Here is an 18,278-nt window from a genome sequence, read left to right as displayed (position 1 = left end):
CCAGCTGATCGCGACCGTCAGTCGCGGCGCTCGTGGAGTACGGGATCGGTCGCTACGTCATCGTGCTGCCTCCAGGTCCGTCGCGCATTGGGTCGGGCGCGGAAGCCGGTGCTGCGCGGACCGGGTGCTCACGGACCTGCCTCCGGCAAGGCGGTTCGCCGTGGGCAGCCGGCCCTTTTCTTCTCAGGGCGGCGAAACCCGGCGACACTGTGAAGTGTCGGTGCGGGGCGCCAGGGTGCACCTGGTTTTGACAGCCTTATTCGGCCCCGGAATGACGGAGCTAGCTGGCCCCACCTGGCGACACGCCGGGGTGTCGTGACACCGGTATTCGGCCCCACCTGAGGGCTGGTTCACCGCCAGCCTCGGCTTCGCCACCTACCATCCTGAGCCGGGCGGATAACCGTGCTGCTGCGCAGCGCGGCGGCGGGCCGCGGAGTCAGCTGACGCGGCGATAGCGGATGTGGGTGGTCAGCGGTGAGTGAAGCACCTCGGCGGGCTCGAAGCCGAAGGATTCAACCCCGTCGAAGAGGCGCTCGCCCGATCCGAGCAGGACGGGTGCGATGTCGAGGGTGAACTCGTCGATCACCCCGGCGGCCAGTGCCTGCCGGACGGTCGAGGCACCGCCGGCGATGTCCACCCCGTTGTCCCCGGCGGCCTCACACGCTGCGGAGTAGGCCGCGTCGAAGCCCTCGGTGACGAAGTGGAACGTCGTCCCGCCGTCCATCTGGATCGGATCATGGCGGTGATGGGTCAGCACGAAAACCGGCGCGTGATACGGCGGTTCGGGGCCCCACCAGCCTGACCAGTCCTCATCCCAGTCCCCGCGGATCGGCCCGAACATGTTCCGCCCCATCACATACGCACCCCGAGGGCGCATGAGCCATTCGTTCGCGATCTTGTCAGCGTCGTTGGCCCGCGGGTCGCCGATGTGCCAGCCGTGCAGCTCCCCGCCCCGTTTCCCGAGGGGGTCCTCTCGGCTCTGCTCTGGCCCGGCGACGAAGCCGTCCAGTGAGATCGACATGTGGCAGGTGGTGTCCGGCACCGCGAACCTCCCAAGTGGTTGCGACTTGCAAGCGGTCGTGCAGACGATAGCAGATGGTGAACCGCAAGTGCCGGCCAACGCTTCCGCGCCGTGCGGCGGTGCACCCGGTGCCGATCGGCCGGCGTCCGGACCGACACGTCCGGATCCGTCCGGCGATCACGACGAATGCGTGCGAACAACTCCAAGCGCGACAACGACAACTCCGGCCTCCGGCACGACCGAGCAAGGGGTTGAGGCCGCCCATCGTCGCCGCTCCAACCAGGTGAACCATGATCGTTCACGTCATCGTGAGTGTGTCCACATCGGACACAGTGGGGTCAGGACTCGCCGGAGAACTAGCCCCGGGGCCACAACCGCCCGGAGAGGTGGGGGCAGAGATCACCGGCAAGGACAAGTAGGGGATTTCTTCAGGGACCGGTGTGATTCCTTCACCTGCCGGGGGGCAAACGCGCATTGTTCGCCTTCGGCCAGGTCCGTAGCGTTCCGATATCGAGCTGGCTGTGTGCGCGGTCACCCGCGCATCCGCAGCGGATCCGCGAAGGAGCTGCGCGACCGCGGTTGACCAGAAGGAGAGCGGCCATGCCGTTGGAGCACTCACATCCCCCCGCGCCAAGTGCGCCCGTCCCGGAACAATCCACTGTGGACACCCTCGTCCGGCGCCGGATGCGCCTGGTGGCCGTGCTGTCCGTGTTGATCTGCGTGGTGTTCTTCCCGCTGCCGGTGCTCGGTCAGTTCACCGGCGCGCTCGACGGCCTGACCGGCGGGGGGCTGACCTGGGCCTGGATCTACGCCTTCGCGCAGTTCCCCGCCGCACTCGCCGTCGCCGCGTGGTACGCCGCGCGGGCCCGGCGGCTCGACCAGGCCGTTGAGCTCGTCCGGGAGGGCCGGTCGTGAACGTCTACACCGCCACGATCTTCACGGCCCTGGTCGTGCTCACCCTGGCCATCACCTACGTCGCGGCGCGGCGCAGCAAGTCGGCCGCCGACCACTTCGTCGCCGGCGGCCAGCTCACCGGCGGGCAGAACGGCGTGGCCATCGCGGGCGACTACATCTCGGCGGCGTCGTTCCTCGGGGTCACCGGGGCGATCGCGCTCACCGGGTTCAACGGCTTCTACCTCGCGGTGTTCGTCCCGGTCGCTTATGTGCTCGCGCTGCTCCTGGTCGCCGAACCGCTGCGCAACCTGGGACGCTTCACCTTGGCCGACGTGCTGGCCGCCCGGTTCGGCGGCAGGGACGTCCGGGCCGTCATGGCCACCAGCACGGTGGTGGTGAGCACCCTCTACCTCGTGTCGCAGTTCGTCGGAGCCGCCCTGCTCGTGCGGTTGCTGTTCGGCCTGGACTACACCGTCGCCGTGCTCGTCATCGGTGGCCTCACCACCGTGTACACGATGCTCGGCGGCATGCTCGCCACCAGCTGGATCCAGATCGTGAAGACCACCCTCATGATGGGCTGCGCCGTCGCGCTGTTCGTGCTCGTCCTGGTCCGCTACGGCGGCAACCCGCTGGGAGTCTTCCAGGACGCGCTGGACACCTTCGGCGCCGCGGCGGTCGCGCCGAACCGCAGTTCCGCCCTCGCCGGTTTCGACCAGCTGTCCCAGGTGTTCGGTCTGGTGTTCGGGGTGCTCGGGCTGCCGCACGTGATGATCCGGTTCCTCACCGTGCCGGATGCTCGCGCCGCACGGTCGTCGGCGATCACGGCGATCTGGGTGTTCACCGTCTTCTACCTGATGATCCCGGTGATCGGCTACGGCGCCGCCACGCTCGTGGGGCGGGACGAGATCACGGCGCAGAGCCCCGCGGGCAACCTGGCGGTGGCGCAGCTGGCCGAAACGTTGGGCGGTGGCCTCCTGCTGGCACTGGTCGCCGCCGTCTCCTTCGTGACCATCCTCGCCGTGCTGTCCGGGCTGGTGATCGCCACATCTGGGGCGATCGCGCACGACCTCTACACCCAGGTGATCAAGCGGGGTGCGGTGAGCCCGCGCGGCCAGCTGACCTCGGCGCGCATCGCGACGCTCGCGACCTCCGCGACCGGGGTGGTCCTCGCCCTGGCGGCGGAGAAGCAGAACGTGGCGTTCCTCGCGTCGCTGGCGTTCGCCGTCGCCGCCAGTGCGAACCTGCCGGCGTTGCTGCTGACCATCTACTGGCGACGGATGACCGCCCGCGCGGTGCTGTCCGGCATGGTCGTCGGGCTCGTGGCGTCGGTCGCGATCATCTTGCTCAGCCCGGCCGTGCACGGGCCGTCCGCGCCCCTCGGATTCAGCAACCCCGCGCTGGTGACTGTTCCGCTGAGCCTGCTCGTCTCGGTCGTCGTGGCCCTGGCCGCGCCTGCCCGGGGTGACACGGCGGCCCGCGACCGGGCCACGTTCGGAGCGTTGCGCACGAAGGCTGTGACCGGCCGCAGCACTGCGGACCTTCCTGCGGCCACCGGGCAACCGGCCTGAGAAGTGCACGGCCGAAGGGATAGCGGTGTCCGAGGTCGGCCACGCAGCTGCTGCGAGGGCTGGAGTCCAGCGGCCGGCAACTCGGCTGTGAGGGCGTTCTCGCCAATACCGTCATCATCATGCGAACCGCAGGGAGTGGGGAGTTTCATGACCAGCGATGCCACTGTCGCCGCCTTGACGCGGCGGATCGAGGAACTGGAGGCCGAGTCGGAGATTCGCCGCCTCCAGGCCCGCTACATGTTCCTGTGCGACACGCCGAACCCCGAGTTCGGCGTGCGAGACGACGCGCACCGCATCGATCTGATCATGGAGCTCTACAGCGAGGACGCGGTCTGGGAAGGCGTGGGCGAGTACTACGACGGCCAGTTCGGGCGGGCCGAGGGCGCCGCGGCGATCCGCGAGCACTTCGAGCGGTTCTGGAGCGAGGAGCAGGCACCCGCGTTGGTGCTGAACGCCCACTACCTGACTTCGGAGCAGATCCACGTCGACGGGCACGAGGCGACCGGCCAGTGGATCCACGTGCAGCCGTGGCTGTTCTCCGACGGGAAGTCCCTGCTGCGGTCGAGTCGCCTGAACAATTCCTTCCGAAAGGTCTCGGGAACCTGGAAGATCACCCGTACGCGCACCGAGAACGTGTTCGTCGCGCCGCTGGCACCCGGCTGGGCGAGCGACCACCCGTCGACATCGGTGCTGATGAAGCCGTAAGGGAGGCGGTGGCGGTCATGACAGCCTCGGACCCCGTGGTCCACATCGTCGACGACGACGAGGACCTGCGGCAGTCGCTGATCTTCCTGCTCGAAAGCGTGGGCATCCAGGCGCTGAGCTACCCGGACGCGAGCTCGTTCCTGGCCGAGTTCGACCCGGACGAGTCGGCGGTGGTCATCGTCGACATCCGGATGCCCGGGGTCAGCGGCTTCGAGCTGCAGGAGCGACTGCTGCAGCTGGGCTATCCGGCGCCCGTCATCTTCTGCTCGGCGCACGGCGACATCCCGATGTCGGTGCGGGCGATGTCGCAGGGCGCGGTCGACTTCCTGGAGAAGCCCTACCAGCCGCAGAAGATGCTGGAGATCGTGCAGAAGCAGCTGCTGGAGGCGAAACGGCGGTTCGCCGATCACACCTGCCGTCGTGACGTCCTCCGACGGCTGGACACGCTGACGCAACGCGAACGAGAGGTGCTTCGGCTGGTCATCGACGGGTTGCCCAGTCAGCTCATCGCCCGACGGCTGGGCACCAGCGTCAAGACCGTGGACGTCCACCGCGCCCGGATCAAGGCCAAGACCGAAGCGGATACGCTCGGCGCCCTGGTGCGGGACATCCTGCTGCACCAGATCACCGTCTGAAGCCAGGGCTCGTTCTGCGCAGCGGTGCGGGTGGCGGCCCCTGCGGAAGTCACGGCCGCCGCCGGGACGCCGTCTTCCGCAATTTCCATTGAAATCGAACCTTCGATTTCAATGGAAATTGCGGATCCCCGATGCGCGGGTGCCGGGACTGGTTTCGCGATCGACTCACGAGTGCCGGGCGGTTTCACCCGAGTGCAGGGCGGCTTCGAGCCAGCAGCCGGTCGCGAGGAGCGCGGATTCGCTCCGCGCGGGTCCGATGAGCTGGAGGCCCAGGGGGAGCCGGGCCGCGCTGCGCAGCCCCGGCACCGCCACCACGGGCAGCCCGAGTGCCTGCCAGGCCCGGCTGAGCACCGGGTCACCGGTGGCCGCGAGACCAGCGGGTGCCGTCCCCGGGGCTGCCGGGCCCAGCACCGCGTCGTACGAACTCAGCATGGCCGACACCTGGGCGCCCGCGTCGGCCACCGTCTGGAGAGCGGCCTGGTAGTCGTCGTCCCGGGTGGTCGCGCCGGTCTGGAGGAGCTGCGCCAGTGGCCGGCTCAGCCGCGATGCCTGCGCCAGTTCTGCTGCACGTTCCCGGGCCGCCTCGTAAGCCATCACCACCGGGTGCGCGGCGGTCGCCTCGGCAACCAGCGCTTCCGCCGGTAAGGCGTCGACCACCGCACCCCGGGCGCGAAGCCGCCGCACGACGCCGGACAACGCGGCCGCCATCTCGGGACCGACCACGCCGAGCGGCTCGGCGGTCCACAGCAGCAGGCGCGGCGGGCGGCCGGGGAGCAGCCCGGCGTCCGGCTCACCGGTGAGCGCCGACCAGGCCAGCGCCAGATCGGACGCGGTCGCGGCGTAGGCGCCGTGGCTGTCCAGGCTCGGGCTCAGCCCGGTGACCCCTTCCACCGAGAACCGGCCGCGGGTCATCACGAGGGAGGCGACACCGCAGTAGGACGCCGGCCGGGTCACCGAGCCCGCGGTCTGGGATCCGAGCGCCAACGGCACCTGGCCGGACGCGACCGCGGCGGCGGACCCGCTTGACGAGCCGCCAGGGGTGTGACCGGGCGCGGCCGGGTTCCGGGTGGGACCGGGCGCGAAGAAGGCGAACTCGGTGGTGACGGTCTTGCCGATCGGCACCGCGCCGGCCCGGCGCCATTCGGCCACGATCGCCGCGTCGGCCTCGGCGGGTGGGGCTTGCGCACGCAACTCCGAGCCGCACCGGGTCGGAAGTCCGGCGACGTCGATGATGTCCTTCACGCCGAGCGGCACGCCGCCGAGCGGCCCCGCGGCGGAGGCGAGATCAGGGGAGGGGTCCGGCGCCACCCACGCGCGCAGACCGGACTCGGTGCCGGCGATGCGGGCGCGGCTGCGGGCGAGCGCTTCGGCGGGGGTGGTCGTTCCGGCGGCGAGCTGACCGGCGAGCTCGCGCAGGGACCACGGCCGCCACACCGGGGCGCTCATGCCTCGGCCCAGGCCGCGTCGGCCACCCAGTAGTCCATGCCGCTCGCGCTGACGCCGTGGCGCCATTCCGAGGTCCGCCGCAACAACGGCTCGACCTCCGCGGTGACGGCGTCGGCCGCGTGCGGGCCGTCCGCGTGCACCTGCCAGTGGACCCAGTTCAGTTCGCGTCCCTCGGCGTCGTGGACGAACAGGTCGACGTGGCGCCAACCGTAGCCGTGGGTGTCGTTGTAGCAGGTCAGCGTCATGGTGCCGCAGGCGGTTGACGGTCGGTTCACGGGTGGTCTCCTCCTCATGCGCTCAGCGGCGCGGCGTCCAGGCTGTGGAACCGGCGCTGGAAGTAGACCAACGCGCCGCTGTCCTGCTTGGTGCGGACCTTCTCGACCTCGACGAACAGCACCGAATGCGAGCCCAGGGTGCGTTCGGACACGATCCGGCCGATGACGGAGGCGATCGCGTTGCGGAGCACCGGAACGCCGTCGACGTCGAGGTCCCACGGGCCTTCGGCGAACCGCTCGGCGGTGGGGACCTTGGTCGCGCCCGCGAAGTGCATCGCCAAGTCGTCCTGGTCGGCGCCGAGCACGTTGACGCAGATCCGGCCGTTGGCCATGAGGATGTCGTGCGAACGGCTGGACCGGTTGACGCAGACCAGCACGGTCGGCGGCGAGTCGGTGACCGAACAGGCGGCGCTGACGGTCATCCCGGCACGGCCGCGCGGGCCGTCGGTCGTGATCACGTTCACCGCGGCGGACAGATTCGCCATCGCGGCGCGGAACTCGCGCTGGGTGCGGGTCGGCTCTGACACGATTCCTCCTGTGACGGACGCGGGCGGGAGGCTTGCTCTGCTCCGACGGTACGTCCGGGATCACGGGCGGAATATCGAGACTTCCACCGGCCGGCCTGAGGATTTCCCCTACGCCGGCGGGTGGTGTTCCCGGGCGAGCGGCAGCGCGAAGCCGAAACGGGAGCCGCCCTCGTCGCGTCGCTGCGCCCAAATGGTCCCGTGCTGGCGCGTGATGATCCGGTAGCTGAGCGCAAGTCCGACGCCGCTGCCGTGTTCCTTGGACGTGAAGGATTCCTCGAACGGGTCGTGCGGCAGGCCGCGGCCCTGATCGTCGACGGTGAGGACCCCGGCGTCGTCGTCGATGCGCGTCGTGATGGTGATCCGCCGCCGGTCGGGGTCGCAGGCGGCCATCTCGTCGATGGCGTTGAAGCAGAGGTTGAGCACGACCTGCCCGGTGAGCACCCGTTCGCACCGGACGGCCACCGGTTCGGGATGGCGGCGCACCGCCACCTGCACGCCCAGCGGGGCCGCGCGGAGCCGGACGAAGTGCAGGCACTGCTCGACCACGTCGTTGAGGTCGACGACCTGGTTGACGTGTTCGAGGTGACCGACGAAGGCGCGGACGGCGTTGACGATCGTGCTGGCCCGTTCGATCTGCTTCTCCGCGCTGTCGATCCCGAAATCCAGCCGTGCGGCGGCCTCGGGCGGCAACTCGCCCGAGTTCACCAGCGTCTGGCTGCGGGCCCGCACCCCGGCGAGGTAGTTGCCCGCCGCGGCGAGCGGCTGACCGAGCTCGTGGGCGATCGCCATCGCCATGTCGCCCATCGCGTTGTAGCGCGCCAGGTAGTTCTCCCGGTGCAGTTCGCGTTCCCGGCGCGCCTCCTCCTGCACGCGGTCGGAGACGTCGTGCAGGATCATCAGCAGGGCTTCGTCGTCGGTGTCCTGCAGGCGTTCCAGGCTTCCTTCCAGCCACACCGGCTCACCGGCGTCGTGGGGGATTTCGAGCCTGATCGCGGTCACCGGCTCCGCCCGCGCGGCCACTTCGTCCCAAGTGGACGCGCGGCCGTCCGACCACAACCGGCCGTACTGCGTGAGCGGACCGAGCGGCTCGGTCGGGCGCGCGCCGATGAGCGCGACCGCGGTGTCGGTGGCGAACCGGAGGGTGCCGGTGGCGTCGAGCATCAGCGCGATCGTCGAGGTGTGGTGCGCCAGCGCGTCGATGTAGGACGTCGTCAGCCGCAGTTCGCGCTCGATCTCCTGTTCCCGTTCGATGTCGCGGAACTGCACCATCACCGCGGGTCCTTGAGCCAGTTCGACCAGCACGGCGACCGCTTCGCTGGGAATCACCCGGCCCGACTTGGCGCGGTAGTGCCATTCGATGCGGCTGGCGCCCTTGTCGACCGCTTCCTGCAGCCAGGCGCGCCCGAGCACCCGGTCGTACTGCTGCGCCGAGCTGCTCATGTCGTTGGCCTTGAGCGGGCGCAGCTCGGTGACGCTCCAGCCGAGCATTTCGCACGCGGCGGGGTTGGCCCACAAGATGTTCTTGGTGGCCGCGTCGTGGATGAGCACGCACATCCGGCTGGCGTTCAGCATCGCCACGAAGTCGTTCGCGGCGAGCTCGGGGGCGCGCGGGTCGACCTGCATGACGCCAGCGTAGTTCGGTCCGAGGTCCGGGACCGCTGAAGAAATCCCCTAGACCGACGCCGGGCACTACCAATACCGCGAGCGAATCCCGCTTCCTACCGTCGGATGAAGGCCGGAACGACGAGGAGGACCAATGGTGCACACCCAGGAGGCGGCCCCCGGGGCGACACCCCGTTTCGCGGATGCCGCCGTCGCCTTCGACGACGTTCTGGCAGAGCTCGCGCGGCGGCGGGCGGAGTTCCGCGAGCAGCGCTACGTGCCGAAGGACTTCGTCGACCGGCTCAAGCAGACCGGGCTCTACCGCGCCGCCACCCCGGCCGAGTTCGGCGGCGAGCCGCTGCCGCCTGCGGAGTTCCTGGACCGGATCGAGCGGATCTCCGTGGTCGACGGTTCCACCGGCTGGGTCGCCAGCTTCGGCTCCGCGCTGATCTACCTCGCCGCACTTCCGGTGGAGACGCAGGCGAAGATCTACCGGGACGGCCCGGACGTCGCCTTCGCCGGCGGGTTGTTCCCGATCCAGGCGGCCGAGCCCACCGACCGCGGGTTCCGGGTCGACGGGCACTGGAAGTTCGCCAGCGGCTGCATGGGCGCCGACATCCTCGGCGTCGGCATCCCCGGCGACGAGTCCACCGCCGGCAAGCCGCGGACCGCGCTGCTGCGCCCGGACCAGGTCGAGATCGTCCAGAACTGGGACGTCGCCGGCATGCGCGGCACCGGCTCGTTCGACCTGGTCGTCCGCGACGTCGAGGTCCCCCGGGAATGGACGTTCATCCGCGGCGGAGAGCCCACAGTGGACGAACCGCTCTACCGCTACCCGGCGATCGCCTACGCCGCGCAGGTGCTGGCCGTGGTCGGCGCCGGTGTGGCGCGGGCGGCGCTCGACCACGCCGAGGAGGTCGGCAGCGGATACGCCGGCGTGACCGGCGCGCCGAAGCTGGCCGACCGGCCCTACTACCGCGCGGAGGTCGCCGCCGCCGAGGCCGCGCTCCGTTCGGCCCGGGCGTGGTTCTACGAGCTCAGCAACGAGGTCTGGGAGACCGTGGTCGCCGGTGATCCCGCCACCGACGGGCAGAACGCGCATCTCCGCCTCGCCTCGGCGCATCTGGCCAGGACCGCCTCCGAGGTGGTCGGCAGGCTCGTCGAGGTCTCCGGCACGGCACCGATCTACCGCGACCACCCGCTGCAGCTGTTGCTCGGCGACGCCCTGGTGCCCAAGCAGCACGCCTTCCTCGGGCCCGCGATGTACGACGCGGCCGGCGCCGTCCTCATGGGACTACCGCCCACGACCCCCGGTTTCCGCTGAGAAGTGAATTCTTCGATGGGCTTGCGTAGCGGTGCGGGTAGCGGAACCTCAGACGCCGCCTGGACTCCGGGATCCCCGACTTATGTATGTCCAATACAAGGCGCTGGGGCTGTCCTCGCCAGGCGACGTCTGAGAACCCGCGGCGGTGCGAGCTGAGTCCCCCACCGCATGCGGCTGACGCCGCATTTTGAAAGGGCCCTGAGCCGCCCACCGACGACAGGAGACCACCATGACCGCACCGCCGCTTCGCGTGCTGTTCTGCATCGGCATCAACCAGAACTTCTTCGACCTGCCCTCCGACGGCATCACCTCCGGTGCCGTCTGGCAGGCGTTCGTGTCCATGATGGACCAGCTCAAGGCGCTGCCCGGGGTGAGCTTCATCGGCGACATCGACGACGACTCGCACCTGGTCGGCCCGTCCGACGGCTGGCCGTGGACCTGCTACATCCTCGCCGACGTCGACACCCAGGACACCGTCAAGGCCGCCTGCAACCTCTTCCGCACCACCCCGGTGGGCAGCGGTGAGTTCAAGCTCTGGCGGTTCGCCAAGATCGAGGCCCGCATCGGCCGTGCCCTCACCGTCCGCGACGACGTCGAGCTTCCCGACTGATCCCCGGAAAGGTTCCAGACCCATGACCGAGAACGTTTTCGACGTCGCGCCCGCCGGCCTGGTCGCCGGCGATCGCGTCGCCGGCCGCCTCTACACCGACCCCCAGATCTTCGATCAGGAGATGACCCGGATCTTCGAGCGCACCTGGGTCTGGGTCGCCCACGAGAGCGAAGTGCCGAAGCCGGGCAGCTTCAAGTCGACCTACGTCGGCCGCCAGCCGGTGATCGTGACCCGCGACCGCAAGGGCACCATCCGCACGCTGCTCAACCGGTGCCGCCACCGCGGTGCGAGCCTGTGCGAGAAACCGAAGGGACAGGCCAACGGCTTCACCTGCCCGTACCACGCCTGGTCCTACGGCCTGGACGGGAAATTGCGCGGCATTCCCTATCCCGACGGCTACGAAGGCGTCGTGGACAAGACCGAGCTGTCGCTGAAGAAGCTGCGCACCGAGTCCTACGGCGGCATGGTGTTCGCGACTTTCGACGACGGCATCGAGCCGCTCGATGAGTTCCTCGGCGACGCCAGGCTGTGGATCGACCGGTTCATGAAGCAGGGCGGTGGCTACCCGATCAAGGTGCTCGGCAAGCACCAGTTCAGGTTCAAGGGCAACTGGAAGATCCAGCTGGAGAACACCACCGACGGCTACCACTTCCCGATCGTGCACCGGTCGTGGATGGCGTCGGTGGATGCCGAGACCGCCGACATGATGTCGTTCATGACCGACCCCGAGGCCATCACCCACGACCTCGGCCAGGGCCACAGCGTGATGCAGATGGTGCCCGAGCACTCCGATCTCGACGCGGACGACGGCAGCGAGCCGCTGCAGGCCCGGTTCGACCACCTCGTCGAGGAGCTGTCGAAGACCCTCGACGCCGCCCAGGTGCGCAAGCTGATCCGCGCCATGCACGGCACCGGCTTCAACCTGAACCTCTTCCCGAACGTGTCGATGTCGGCGGCGTTCTTCCGCGTGCTGCGCCCGGTCGCGGTGGACGAGACGGTGATCGAGCACATCGCCATCGGCCCGGACGGACCGTCCGAAGTGGACATCGTCAACCGGGAAAGGCTGCGCATCCACGAGCACTTCCAGGGCCCGTTCGGCTTCGGCACCCCGGACGATGCCGAGGGCTGGGACCGCGTCCAGCGCGGCGCGCAGGGTGCCCCCGAGATGCCGATCATGGTCAATCGAGGCCTCTCCCGGGAGAAGCCGAGCCCGGAAGGCTGGCCCACCTCCCACGTCACCGATGAGACCGGCATGCGCGCTGCCTACGACCAGTGGAAGCAGATGATGAGCGATGACTGACGCGACGCCCACCCTCGCCCCGGCCCCGATCCCGACGACCGATCCGCGGGTGGCCCGCGCGATCGACCTCGTCTGGCGCGAGGCCGACCTCCTCGACCGCAAGGAGTACCCGGGCTGGAACGAACTGTTCGAGGAGGACGGGATTTACGTCATCCCGATCGAGCCGGACACCGAGGACTTCGCCAACACGCTCAACATGGTCTACGACGACGCCCGGATGCGGCAGATGCGCGTGACCCGGATGACCGAGGGCTACGCCATCGCGGCCGTGGACGCCGCCCGCACGGTGCGCACGGTGTCGCGGTTCGTGCCGGAATCGGTCTCCGACGAGGAAGTCGTGCTGCGCTCGGCGCAAGTGCTCGTCGCCTACAAGCGCGGCGACCACGACATCTGGGCCGCCGACCTGGAGCACCGGATCCGCCTCTCGACCGACGGCCCGGCGGCCGACCGGATCGCGCTGAAGGTGGTGCGGCTCGTGGACAGCGAAGCCGCCGTCCCCGCTACGGGATTCCTGCTGTGACCGCCGGGCAGGTCGCGGTCGTCACCGGCGGCGGCAACGGGCTCGGCGCGGCCATCGTGCGCCGGTTGCACGCGAACGGCTACCGCATCGCGATCGCCGACCTCGACGGCTCCGCAGCGGCCGTCCTCGCGGAAGAACTCGACGGCTCGGGCGCCACGGCGAGGGGGTACGCGGTCGACGTCAGTGAACGAGCGGCCCTGGAGCGCCTGCTCGCGGACGTGCTGGCCGATTTCGGCGCGGTGCACGTCCTGGTCAACAACGCGGCCCGGACCCAGGCCAAGCCGCTGCTGGAGATCACGCCCGCCGACCTCGACGCCGTCATGGCGGTGAACTTCTCGGGCACGTTCCACGCCTGCCAGGTCTTCGGCGCCCACTTGGCGGAACGGGGCTACGGCCGAATCGTGAACATGGCCTCGCTGGCCGCGCAGAACGGCGGCACCGCGACCGGCGGCCACTACGCCTCGTCCAAGGGCGCGATCCTGTCCGCGACGAAGGCATTCGCCCGCGAGCTCGCCCCGCGCGGAGTCACGGTCAACGCGGTCTCGCCCGGGCCGCAGGACACGCCGATGGTGCACTCGATCGTCGGCGAGGACAACCTCGAGAACTACCTCACGAACATTCCGGTCGGCCGGCTCGGCGACCCGGCCTTCATCGCCGAGATGGTCGCCCTGCTCGCCTCCCCGGGTGCCGCCACCGTCACCGGCGCCTGCTGGGACGCCAACGGCGGCCTCTACCTGCGCTGACGACGGGAGCGACGATGACGAACATCCTGGTCCGGGTCGCGGAGGTCACCGAGGAGACCGCCGAAATCCGCACGTTGCGACTGGTCCGGGACGACGGCGAGCCGCTGGGGCCGTACGAGGCCGGTGCGCACATCGACGTCGCGGGCCCGACCGGATTGGTCCGGCAGTATTCGCTCTGCGGCCCGCCCGGCGAAGTGTCGTCGCTGCTCATCGCGGTCAAACGGGAGCCGGAGTCCCGGGGCGGTTCGGAGGCGCTGCACACCGTGTCCGCGGGCGACCACCTCAAGATCGGTGAACCGCGGAACCTCCTGACCGTGGCCGGCGACGCGGACAGGCACGTCCTCGTCGCCGGCGGCATCGGCATCACGCCGCTGTTGAGCATGGCCTACGAACTGGCCGGCCGGTCCGCCGACTTCGAGCTGCACTACTTCGTCCGTTCCCCGGACGAGGCCGCCTTCGCCGACATCCTGGAGAACCGGGTGGAGTTCCGCGACCGGGTGCGCCTCCACTTCGGACTACCTCGCGCCGACCACCCCGCCCTGCTCGCCGCGGTGGTCGCCGGGCTGACACCCGCCAGCCACGTCTACACCTGCGGACCGCAAGGCTTCATGGACCGGGTCACGGAGATCTTCGCCCCGGCCATCGGCGAGAACAACGTTCACGTCGAGCACTTCACGGCCACCGAGATCGACACCAGCGGCGACCTGCCCTTCACCGTCGAACTCGACACCGGCGAGGTCTTCGGGATTCCCGCGGGAAAGTCGATCCTCTCCGTCCTCACCGAGAACGGGATCGACGTCGCGAAATCGTGCGAGGAGGGAATCTGCGGCTCTTGCGTCTCCGGAGTCCTGGAGGGTGCGCCCGATCACCGCGACCAGTGCCTCTCGGCGTCCGACAAGGCCGCAGGCACGGAGATCGCGTTGTGCGTCTCCCGCGCCTTGAGCGACAAGCTCGTGATCGAGCTGTACTGAGGCAGGTACTGCGTCGACCGAATCCGGGGTGACCGCGTTCCGAACCGCACCTGCCACCGCCGGTCGCGCGGGTGCTGCTCGGCTCGACTGGCGACGTACACCCCGCCGAGCTGCCCCCTGCGTCTTGATCCAATCGGGCGAGGTGTAGCTGAAACCGGCCCCGTGCGGACCGCCTGTCCTCGGCCTGCGTCCGGTCGGAGTGCGGGTGCCTCTCCCGGTGCGACACCTCGCGCCGGGAATGGAACGTACTGGGGGTGGGAACACCTGGCACCCCCGCGAAATCAACTGTCGCGTATTCGATGCGAGGGCGGCAGGTCTGATCACTGTGTGCGGTCGTCGTCGGGGTGTAGCGGCTCTCGCGTCGATGCGCGACGTCACCGCTCCGCGTTCCGGGGCGATCGCGGGACGGCGCCCTGCGGTTGATCACCTGACTGTCCACTTCGGACGCGGATCTCACTCGCCCGGCGCGAGGAGTCCGCTCAGGCCGCGGGCGAAGGTCTCCGCGTCGACGTCGTCCAGAAGGGCGCGCTGGGACAGGAACGCCGGGGCCAGGGCCGTGAGGACCTGCGCGAGCTCGTCCGCGCTTCTGTCGGAAGTGAGCGTGCCCTCGCGCTGGTAGCGCTGCACGAGCGCGGTGAAGTGGTGCCGCCTCTCCCGGTAGTAGCCCGTAAGCCTGTTGTTCAGCGCCTCGTTTCGCCCGGCCTCAGCCCAGACCTGGACCGCGAGTCGGGCGAGTTCGGCCCCGTACGGCGGGCGATCGAGGACTCGCAGGACGCGGGCCACGGCCTCGTGCGGCGGGGGGAGCGGTTCGGCGTCGGCGAGTGGGTCGAGTGCGGCGAAGATCTCGGTGAGCACCTCCTCGACGATGGCCGCGACCAGATCGTCCTTGCTGGCGAAGTAGCCGTACACCGCTCCGGCGGACAGTCCAGACTCGGCGAAGACGTCCTGCATCGACGTTCCGTGGAACCCGGTGCGGGCGAAGCACCGGCGCGCGGCGTCGATGACCTGGCGACGGCGTGCGTCGCGGTAGCGCTGGGCCGCCGGCTCATGCACATCGACTTCACCAAGCTCGCCGACCAGACCGCAGCGATGTTCGCGCTCGCGATCCCGCAGGACCGTACCGAACAAACCCTCCTCGGCGCGGTCGAGGCCACCGGCCTCGTGGACGTGCGGTTCAACGCCGAAGTGCTCGGCTTCGATCAGGACGCCACGGACGTGCGCGTGCACGTGCGGAAGTACGGGACCGAGACCACAGAACGCGCCAGTCACCTGGTGGGGGCCGACGGTGCACACAGCGTGGTTCGGCGGCAACTCGGCGTCAAACTGACCGGAAAGACCTACCCGACTCCGGCGATGCTGGCGGACGTGCGCATCGCGGGCGAACTCGATCGCACCGACGAGTGGCCGACCCTGCTCGACCGCCGCGGCATCGTCGTGGGCATCCGCTTCGGCGACCGAGTCTGGCGGATCATCGAGCAGGCCGTCGACGACCAGCTCGGCGACCGCGCCCGCCACGAGCACATCGTCACCCTCGCCCAGGAGCTCTTCGGCCCCGGCCCCGTCGAGGTGCTCTGGCACAGCGTCTACCGCAAGCACCAGCGCGCCACCGCCTGCTGCAGTCGCATCGAGGTCGCTACCGACCTGCGCGAGGACTGGTCCCGCGCACTCGTCGAAGCAGGCTTCGACCCCGACCGGCCGACCGCCTGGCTGGCCGAAGGAATCCTCTACGCACTTCCGGCGGAAGCGGCCGATGTCCTCCTCGATCGCATCACCGCCGCCTCCGCACCGGGCAGCGTCCTCGCCCTGGACCACATGGAGGATTCCGAACTCCTCCGCAGCACACGTGCCTCGATCTCCCCCGAACTCCTCGAGCTGTGGCAGGGCGGTCCCACTGCGGACCTCGACACCTGGCTGACCGGGCAGGGCTGGCGGCCGACGGTGCAACCGTTGCCGACGTCGCCGCCCGCTACAACCGCCCGGTACCCCCGGCGTTCGATCCCGCCGACGAGCTCGCCGGTCACGGCTGGCTGGCAACAGCCCACCTCGGCTCCTGACGCCGGAACGCGGTCGCCTCGAGGCGCAGGTCGTAGGACTCGGCATCGGCCACAACCCAGTCGACCGCGCCGTCGCCGGCCACTGCCGGCTCCGCCCGAAAAACACGACGAAGGTCTACCGCGCGATCAATGCCTGAGAGCTCCCGGATACTCATCAGCCACACGACCGGGACATCAAGATGCTCATGTGGCTGAGGCCGAAATCGACATCCAGATAACGAAAGGACAGCACGCCGCCCCAGATGGCTGCCATCGTGACCACCGCCTTCGTCGCTGTCCTTCGAGTGGTCTTGTCCAGCTTCCGCGGGGCGATCGGAGGCCCAAGCTGGATCGGACCGAGTACGCGCTGACCGAGCGGCCCGATCGCACCTCACCAGAACGCCCGACATCCCGACGTCCTGGCCGCCCAACGATGCGAACGCGCTCGCGTCCGCAGCGAGAAGGGCGTCCGCTGGGGCGGCCCCCATCCGAAAGCCGCATGAACAACCAAACTGGCGCCCCATCACGGACAACGCACAAGCTGCGAGGGGGTGCCCGCGATACGGTGCTGCCATGTCACGATCAGTCGAAACCGGCACAGTGTTGTCTCTCGTCACCGCGGACGACGTCGACCTTGCTGTGCGGCTCGCCGTGGGCGTCCTTCGTGAGGCACCCGCGGCGGGGTGGGACGGCAAGGCCGGTTCGCTGGAGTGGGACTGCTGGGAGACCGTCGAGCACCTCGCCGACGACCTGTTCTACTACGCCGTCCAGCTGGGGCCGCAGAGCCCGCCGCTGGACACCCATGTGCCCTTCGCGTTGAGCGAGAAGAGGCCGGGCGGACCTGCGAACTTCCTCTTCGCGGACCGTAACGCGGGTCCGGTCGGCCTGGTGCAGGTGCTGGAGGCGTGTGGCGCGCTGCTGGTCGCCATGGTGCGTACGACGCCGCCCGAGGTCCGCGCCCACCACGCCGCTGGGGTGTCAGACCCCGAGGGCTTCGCGGCAATGGGGGTGGTGGAGACGCTGGTGCACACGCACGATGTGGCGGAAGGCTTCGGGCTTGCCTGGACCCCGCCGTCCGCTCTCTGCTCGCGAGTGCTCACCCGTCTGTTCCCAGAAGCCCCGGCCAGCGCGGATCCCTGGCTCACCCTGTTGTGGGCCACCGGGCGCGCCGAACTGCCCGGGCACCCTCGTCTCACCACATGGCACTGGGACAGCACGCTGCGGTCATAGGCGCGGATCGACTTGAGCCGAGGTCAGTCTGAATACCGTGCCCATACCGCGGTGAGAGCGCACCGAGCCAACCGTCCCGCCGGCAACCCGGCAAACCTATGCGGTCACAGCCCTAGCGGACCAGCGGCAGGAAGATCGTGTCGACGATTTCCTCGATCACCTCGGGTGCGACCGGCCGTAGCGTCATCATCGTCTCGCCTCGAAGCAGGTCGAAGGGGAGTGCGGCGATCCGTGGCGTGAGCTTGGCCGGGTCGAGCTCGCCGCGCTCGATGGCGCGCTCCATGATCTCGTCGCGTCCGGAGCGGCGTCCGGCGAGGATCATCTCGCGCAGCTCGGCGAAGCTGGTTTCGGTCTCGGCGAAGTAGCCGGAGAGCAGCAGGCTGAGTTGGGCGAGGAACGGCCCCTGCTTCTCGCTCGCCTCGGTGAGGGTGGCGATCAGGTCGCCGCGCAGGGACCCGGTGTCGGCCGGGGTGATCAGCTGGATGACGTTGCGGCGTACGACTGCCGCCTCGACCAGCTGCTGCTTGTCCGCCCAGCGCCGGTAGAGCACCGGTTTGCTGGTGCCCGCTCGCCGGGCGACGGAGTCGACGGTCAGGTTCGCGTACCCCCGCTCGCTCAACTCGTCCCAGGCCGCTTCGAGGATCGCTGCCTCGAGCGCTTCGCCGCGCCGTCGTCCCACAACACTCCTTAGAAACGTTGACGTTTCTTATCGGCATACCCTACTCTGCCGGATAAGAAACTCAAACGTATCTTAACGGCCCCGGCGCTCGACGAAGAGAGAGCAGCGGCCGTCGGCGAAACGCGTCGGCGTCTGCTCGAGCGAATGTCTTCGGCATCAACGACGAAGCGTCGGAACATCGCCGCTCGCCTCGCG

General features: G+C 69.5%; 18 protein-coding genes and 1 pseudogene. 12 read left to right on the top strand and 7 right to left on the bottom strand.

Features of this window, described 5'->3' with window-relative positions:
• Window positions 1–436 precede the first annotated feature (436 nt).
• The gene (locus AC07EQ_RS06775) at window positions 437–1,021 is read right to left on the bottom strand and encodes a dihydrofolate reductase family protein (protein ID WP_478387076.1); all 585 of its coding nucleotides are present in this window, start codon (window positions 1,019–1,021) and stop codon (window positions 437–439) included.
• A gap of 660 nt (window positions 1,022–1,681) precedes the next feature.
• Here AC07EQ_RS06775 and AC07EQ_RS06770 point away from each other — a divergent pair.
• The 4 genes from AC07EQ_RS06770 to AC07EQ_RS06755 all read left to right on the top strand — a co-directional run bounded on the left by AC07EQ_RS06770 (window position 1,682) and on the right by AC07EQ_RS06755 (window position 4,823).
• Window positions 1,682–1,936 (top strand): DUF485 domain-containing protein, encoded by a 255-nt coding sequence (locus AC07EQ_RS06770; protein WP_478386956.1) that lies wholly within the window; start codon window positions 1,682–1,684, stop codon window positions 1,934–1,936.
• Window positions 1,933–3,483, top strand: coding sequence for a solute symporter family protein (locus tag AC07EQ_RS06765; RefSeq protein WP_478386955.1), 1,551 nt, complete (start codon window positions 1,933–1,935; stop codon window positions 3,481–3,483). The genes AC07EQ_RS06770 and AC07EQ_RS06765 overlap by 4 nt, the downstream gene beginning before the upstream one ends.
• Before the next feature lie 147 nt (window positions 3,484–3,630).
• Window positions 3,631–4,188 (top strand): nuclear transport factor 2 family protein, encoded by a 558-nt coding sequence (locus tag AC07EQ_RS06760; protein WP_478386953.1) that lies wholly within the window; start codon window positions 3,631–3,633, stop codon window positions 4,186–4,188.
• A 17-nt stretch (window positions 4,189–4,205) separates the two neighbouring features.
• Window positions 4,206–4,823, top strand: a complete 618-nt coding sequence (locus AC07EQ_RS06755) for a response regulator transcription factor (RefSeq protein ID WP_478386952.1) — start codon at window positions 4,206–4,208, stop codon at window positions 4,821–4,823.
• 165 nt (window positions 4,824–4,988) lie between these two features.
• On the opposite strand, the gene AC07EQ_RS06750 is transcribed toward AC07EQ_RS06755, so the two are convergent.
• From AC07EQ_RS06750 to AC07EQ_RS06735, 4 genes are all read right to left on the bottom strand, one after another.
• Window positions 4,989–6,269, bottom strand: a complete 1,281-nt coding sequence (locus AC07EQ_RS06750; RefSeq protein WP_478386951.1) for an amidase — start codon at window positions 6,267–6,269, stop codon at window positions 4,989–4,991.
• The gene (locus tag AC07EQ_RS06745; protein WP_478386950.1) at window positions 6,266–6,544 is read right to left on the bottom strand and encodes a hypothetical protein; all 279 of its coding nucleotides are present in this window, start codon (window positions 6,542–6,544) and stop codon (window positions 6,266–6,268) included. The genes AC07EQ_RS06750 and AC07EQ_RS06745 overlap by 4 nt, the downstream gene beginning before the upstream one ends.
• A 14-nt stretch (window positions 6,545–6,558) precedes the next feature.
• A complete protein-coding gene (locus AC07EQ_RS06740; protein ID WP_478386949.1) occupies window positions 6,559–7,071 on the bottom strand; it encodes a flavin reductase in 513 nt (170 codons plus the stop codon).
• Between the two features lie 108 nt (window positions 7,072–7,179).
• Window positions 7,180–8,694, bottom strand: a complete 1,515-nt coding sequence (locus tag AC07EQ_RS06735; protein WP_478386948.1) for a PAS domain-containing sensor histidine kinase — start codon at window positions 8,692–8,694, stop codon at window positions 7,180–7,182.
• A gap of 133 nt (window positions 8,695–8,827) precedes the next feature.
• Here AC07EQ_RS06735 and AC07EQ_RS06730 point away from each other — a divergent pair, with 133 nt between their 5' ends.
• The 6 genes from AC07EQ_RS06730 to AC07EQ_RS06705 all read left to right on the top strand — a co-directional run bounded on the left by AC07EQ_RS06730 (window position 8,828) and on the right by AC07EQ_RS06705 (window position 14,141).
• Window positions 8,828–9,997: an acyl-CoA dehydrogenase family protein gene (locus AC07EQ_RS06730; RefSeq protein ID WP_478386947.1), complete on the top strand. Its 1,170-nt coding sequence runs from the start codon at window positions 8,828–8,830 to the stop codon at window positions 9,995–9,997.
• Window positions 9,998–10,226: 229 nt separating this feature from the next.
• Window positions 10,227–10,607, top strand: a complete 381-nt coding sequence (locus AC07EQ_RS06725) for a hypothetical protein (RefSeq protein WP_478386946.1) — start codon at window positions 10,227–10,229, stop codon at window positions 10,605–10,607.
• 22 nt (window positions 10,608–10,629) lie between these two features.
• Window positions 10,630–11,907 (top strand): aromatic ring-hydroxylating oxygenase subunit alpha, encoded by a 1,278-nt coding sequence (locus tag AC07EQ_RS06720; protein ID WP_478386945.1) that lies wholly within the window; start codon window positions 10,630–10,632, stop codon window positions 11,905–11,907.
• The gene (locus AC07EQ_RS06715; RefSeq protein ID WP_478386944.1) at window positions 11,900–12,427 is read left to right on the top strand and encodes an aromatic-ring-hydroxylating dioxygenase subunit beta; all 528 of its coding nucleotides are present in this window, start codon (window positions 11,900–11,902) and stop codon (window positions 12,425–12,427) included. Before AC07EQ_RS06720 ends, AC07EQ_RS06715 begins: the two co-directional genes overlap by 8 nt.
• A complete protein-coding gene (locus AC07EQ_RS06710) occupies window positions 12,424–13,170 on the top strand; it encodes an SDR family NAD(P)-dependent oxidoreductase (RefSeq protein WP_478386943.1) in 747 nt (248 codons plus the stop codon). Before AC07EQ_RS06715 ends, AC07EQ_RS06710 begins: the two co-directional genes overlap by 4 nt.
• Before the next feature lie 14 nt (window positions 13,171–13,184).
• A complete protein-coding gene (locus AC07EQ_RS06705; RefSeq protein ID WP_478386942.1) occupies window positions 13,185–14,141 on the top strand; it encodes a PDR/VanB family oxidoreductase in 957 nt (318 codons plus the stop codon).
• A gap of 453 nt (window positions 14,142–14,594) precedes the next feature.
• On the opposite strand, the gene AC07EQ_RS06700 is transcribed toward AC07EQ_RS06705, so the two are convergent.
• On the bottom strand, window positions 14,595–15,092 hold the full coding sequence (locus AC07EQ_RS06700) for a TetR/AcrR family transcriptional regulator (protein ID WP_478387075.1): 498 nt from the start codon (window positions 15,090–15,092) through the stop codon (window positions 14,595–14,597).
• 96 nt (window positions 15,093–15,188) lie between these two features.
• On the opposite strand from AC07EQ_RS06700, the pseudogene AC07EQ_RS06695 reads away from it, so the two are divergent.
• Window positions 15,189–15,854 (top strand): annotated as a pseudogene (locus AC07EQ_RS06695) (FAD-dependent monooxygenase); the annotation flags it as partial.
• Between the two features lie 893 nt (window positions 15,855–16,747).
• Entirely contained in the window at window positions 16,748–17,404 is a 657-nt protein-coding gene (locus AC07EQ_RS06690) for a hypothetical protein (RefSeq protein ID WP_478386941.1), read from the top strand.
• A 112-nt stretch (window positions 17,405–17,516) separates the two neighbouring features.
• On the opposite strand, the gene AC07EQ_RS06685 is transcribed toward AC07EQ_RS06690, so the two are convergent.
• Window positions 17,517–18,083 (bottom strand): TetR/AcrR family transcriptional regulator, encoded by a 567-nt coding sequence (locus tag AC07EQ_RS06685; protein ID WP_478386940.1) that lies wholly within the window; start codon window positions 18,081–18,083, stop codon window positions 17,517–17,519.
• Window positions 18,084–18,278: the final 195 nt, after the last annotated feature.

The sequence above is a fragment of the Saccharopolyspora sp. NPDC045839 genome, from assembly GCF_056431645.1.
The sequence above is the reverse complement of the archived record's forward strand: the minus strand, read 5'-3'. Positions and strand labels throughout refer to the sequence as shown.

Coding starts and splice junctions, on each gene's coding strand:
- AC07EQ_RS06705 (WP_478386942.1), top strand. CDS start 13,185: ATGACGAACATCCTGGTCCGGGTCGCGGAGGTCACCGAGGAGACCGCC.
- AC07EQ_RS06715 (WP_478386944.1), top strand. CDS start 11,900: ATGACTGACGCGACGCCCACCCTCGCCCCGGCCCCGATCCCGACGACC.
- AC07EQ_RS06725 (WP_478386946.1), top strand. CDS start 10,227: ATGACCGCACCGCCGCTTCGCGTGCTGTTCTGCATCGGCATCAACCAG.
- AC07EQ_RS06730 (WP_478386947.1), top strand. CDS start 8,828: ATGGTGCACACCCAGGAGGCGGCCCCCGGGGCGACACCCCGTTTCGCG.
- AC07EQ_RS06700 (WP_478387075.1), bottom strand. CDS start 15,092: ATGCAGGACGTCTTCGCCGAGTCTGGACTGTCCGCCGGAGCGGTGTAC.
- AC07EQ_RS06720 (WP_478386945.1), top strand. CDS start 10,630: ATGACCGAGAACGTTTTCGACGTCGCGCCCGCCGGCCTGGTCGCCGGC.
- AC07EQ_RS06760 (WP_478386953.1), top strand. CDS start 3,631: ATGACCAGCGATGCCACTGTCGCCGCCTTGACGCGGCGGATCGAGGAA.
- AC07EQ_RS06755 (WP_478386952.1), top strand. CDS start 4,206: ATGACAGCCTCGGACCCCGTGGTCCACATCGTCGACGACGACGAGGAC.
- AC07EQ_RS06775 (WP_478387076.1), bottom strand. CDS start 1,021: ATGTCGATCTCACTGGACGGCTTCGTCGCCGGGCCAGAGCAGAGCCGA.
- AC07EQ_RS06750 (WP_478386951.1), bottom strand. CDS start 6,269: ATGAGCGCCCCGGTGTGGCGGCCGTGGTCCCTGCGCGAGCTCGCCGGT.
- AC07EQ_RS06690 (WP_478386941.1), top strand. CDS start 16,748: ATGTCACGATCAGTCGAAACCGGCACAGTGTTGTCTCTCGTCACCGCG.
- AC07EQ_RS06735 (WP_478386948.1), bottom strand. CDS start 8,694: ATGCAGGTCGACCCGCGCGCCCCCGAGCTCGCCGCGAACGACTTCGTG.